Origin of the sequence: Streptomyces sp. NPDC002265 (assembly GCF_040296125.1) — a bacterium.
Lineage (GTDB): Bacteria > Actinomycetota > Actinomycetes > Streptomycetales > Streptomycetaceae > Streptomyces.
This window is the reverse complement of the sequence record NZ_JBEOWS010000623.1, coordinates 1-2,467: the sequence shown is the minus strand read 5'-3', so window position 1 is coordinate 2,467 and position 2,467 is coordinate 1. Positions and strand designations below refer to the sequence as shown.

The window sequence follows — 2,467 nt, the reverse complement described above, 5'->3', positions numbered from 1 at the left end:
GCGGCCGCCCCGGCGGGACCGGCTGCCGGAGCGGGCGCCACCCGCGACAGCACCGGCCACCCCCATCCGGCACCACCCTCAGCACCCATCCAGCGAAGGAGGCGGGCCCCGTGACGGTCGCCGTACAGACACCCCTCGCACCGACCGCGGTCCTGCCGCGCGTGCGGAGCATCACCGCGGTCCGCCACCTCGCCCGGGGCGGTCTGCTGAGCCTCGCCGCCCTGCTGCTCGGTATCACCGCGCAGCTGCTGCTGTTCAGCGGGGCACAGGAACACTCTGCACAACAGGCCACGTTCGACGAACTGCGCAAGCAACTCGCCCTCGGCACGGCCCCGGTGGCCCAGACCGACCAGCAGGGCAAGCTGCTGACGCCGGGCAGCCCGCTCGCGCTGATCAAGGTCCCCTCGCTCGGCCTCCAGCAGGTGGTCCTCGAAGGCACCGACTCCGCCGTCCTGACCGGCGGCCCCGGCCACCGCAGGGACACCCCGCTGCCCGGACAGGCCGGCACCAGCGTGCTGATGGGGCGTGCCGCGGCGTACGGCGGACCGTTCGGACGGCTGGCCGAGCTCGCCGAGGGCGACCGGATCACCGTGACCACCGGGCAGGGCAAGGCGACCTACGAGGTCCTCGACGTCCGGCGCGCCGGTGACCCGGCGCCCGCCCCGGTCGCCGCGGGCGAGGGCCGCCTCGTCCTGGTCACCGCCACCGGCCCGAGCTTCATGCCGGGCGGGCTGCTGCGGGTGGACGCCGACCTGGTCTCCGCGGCCTTCCCGACCCCGGCGGCCGTCGTCCGCCCCGGCACGCTGCCGGAGGCCGAGCAGCCGCTGGCCCGGCCGGCCGGAGTGCCCTGGCCGCTGGTGCTGTGGCTCCAGGCGCTGCTGGCCGCGGCCGTCGCCGCCGTATGGGCGTGGCACCGCTGGGGACGGCACCAGACCTGGATCGTGTTCGCGCCGGTCGTCGCCGTCCTGGGCCTCCAGGTCGCCACACGCACCACCGAACTCCTGCCCAACCTGATGTGACCGACCGCCGCCCGAGCCCCGCCCGAGCCCCGCAGTGAATCCGCGAACCGAGGTACCCGACGTGACCGACACGACCCTCTCCCCCACCGACACCGTCGTCCTGCCGTCGCCGGCCGGCGCCGCCGCCGTCGGCCCCGCGACCCTCCAGGCGCGGGCCGTGTCGGCCTGGTTCGGCAACCACAAGGTCCTCGAACGGGTCTCCCTCACCATGCCCGCCGGGCAGGTCACCGCCCTGATCGGCCCGTCCGGCTGCGGCAAGTCGACGTTCCTGCGCACCCTGAACCGGATGCACGAGCTGATCCCGGCGGCGCAGTTCGCGGGCGAGGTCCTCTTCGAGGGCGAGGACATCTACGGTCCCGCGCGGCGGCTGACGGACGCCCGTCGGCGTATCGGCATGGTCTTCCAGAAGCCGAACCCGTTCCCGGCCATGTCGATCTACGACAACGTGGTGGCGGGCCTGAAGCTGACGGGCACGCGCGCGAGCCGCCGGGAGAAGGACGTGCTGGTGGAGGAGTCCCTGACCCGGGCCGGCCTGTGGAAGGAGGTCCGCGACCGCCTCCGTCAGCCCGGCGGCGCGCTCTCCGGCGGCCAGCAGCAGCGCCTGTGCATCGCCCGCGCCCTCGCCGTACGGCCCCGGGTGCTGCTGATGGACGAGCCCTGTTCGGCGCTGGACCCGACCTCCACGCGGCGGGTCGAGGAGACCATCCACGAGCTCGCCGGCGAGGTGACCATCGTGATCGTCACCCACAACATGCAGCAGGCAGCCCGCGTCTCCGACCAGTGCGCGTTCTTCCTCGCCGAACAGGGCACCCCGGGCGGGATCGTCGAGCAGGGACCCACCGAGCGGATCTTCGGCGACCCCGAGGACCCGCGCACCGCGGACTACGTGGCGGGCCGCTTCGGCTGATCCGCACGCTCTGCGCGTCCCGACGGCCGGCCCCGCCCGGCGCCCGCACACCGGCTCGGTGCGCAGGGCGACCGGCGCGGAGGCCGGCCGTGGCGTTCCACCGGCCGGACCCGATGCGGATCCACAGCACTGTCGAAGGTGCGGGGAGGGCGCCCGTCGCTCATTACGATGGGCGCTCGTCCAGGCGTACGACGGGCGGGAGGCGCGACACACGCCCCAGGGGTCAGGGAGGCAGAGTGGCGGAGCGGGACGAGGACGGGGCGCGGCCGGACGCCCCCGGGCGCAGGCGCGGCCAGGGCGAGCTGGAGGCCCAGGTGCTGTCCGCCCTGAAGGCGGCGCCCGGACCGGTACCGGCGGGCTGGGTGCGCGAACGGCTCGGCGGCACCCTCGCCTACACCACCGTCATGACGATCCTCACCCGGCTCCAGGCCAAGGGCGCGGTCACCCGGGAGCGGGCGGGCCGGTCGTTCGCCTGGACGGCGGCCGCGGACGCGGCGGGGCTGGCCGCCCACCGGATGCGCAGGGTCCTGGACGGCGAGAC

Annotated in this window: 3 protein-coding genes; all 3 read left to right on the top strand. The window is 75.2% G+C overall.

What is annotated here, in order from left to right; genetic code table 11:
* Positions 1 to 110 precede the first annotated feature (110 nt).
* The gene (locus ABT085_RS45655) at positions 111 to 1,019 is read left to right on the top strand and encodes a sortase (protein ID WP_351622978.1); all 909 of its coding nucleotides are present in this window, start codon (positions 111 to 113) and stop codon (positions 1,017 to 1,019) included.
* Positions 1,020 to 1,119: 100 nt separating this feature from the next.
* Positions 1,120 to 1,926 (top strand): phosphate ABC transporter ATP-binding protein PstB, encoded by an 807-nt coding sequence (pstB, locus tag ABT085_RS45650; RefSeq protein WP_351622981.1) that lies wholly within the window; start codon positions 1,120 to 1,122, stop codon positions 1,924 to 1,926.
* A 236-nt stretch (positions 1,927 to 2,162) separates the two neighbouring features.
* On the top strand, positions 2,163 to 2,467 hold a 305-nt coding region (locus ABT085_RS45645; protein ID WP_351622976.1), incomplete at its 3' end, for a BlaI/MecI/CopY family transcriptional regulator.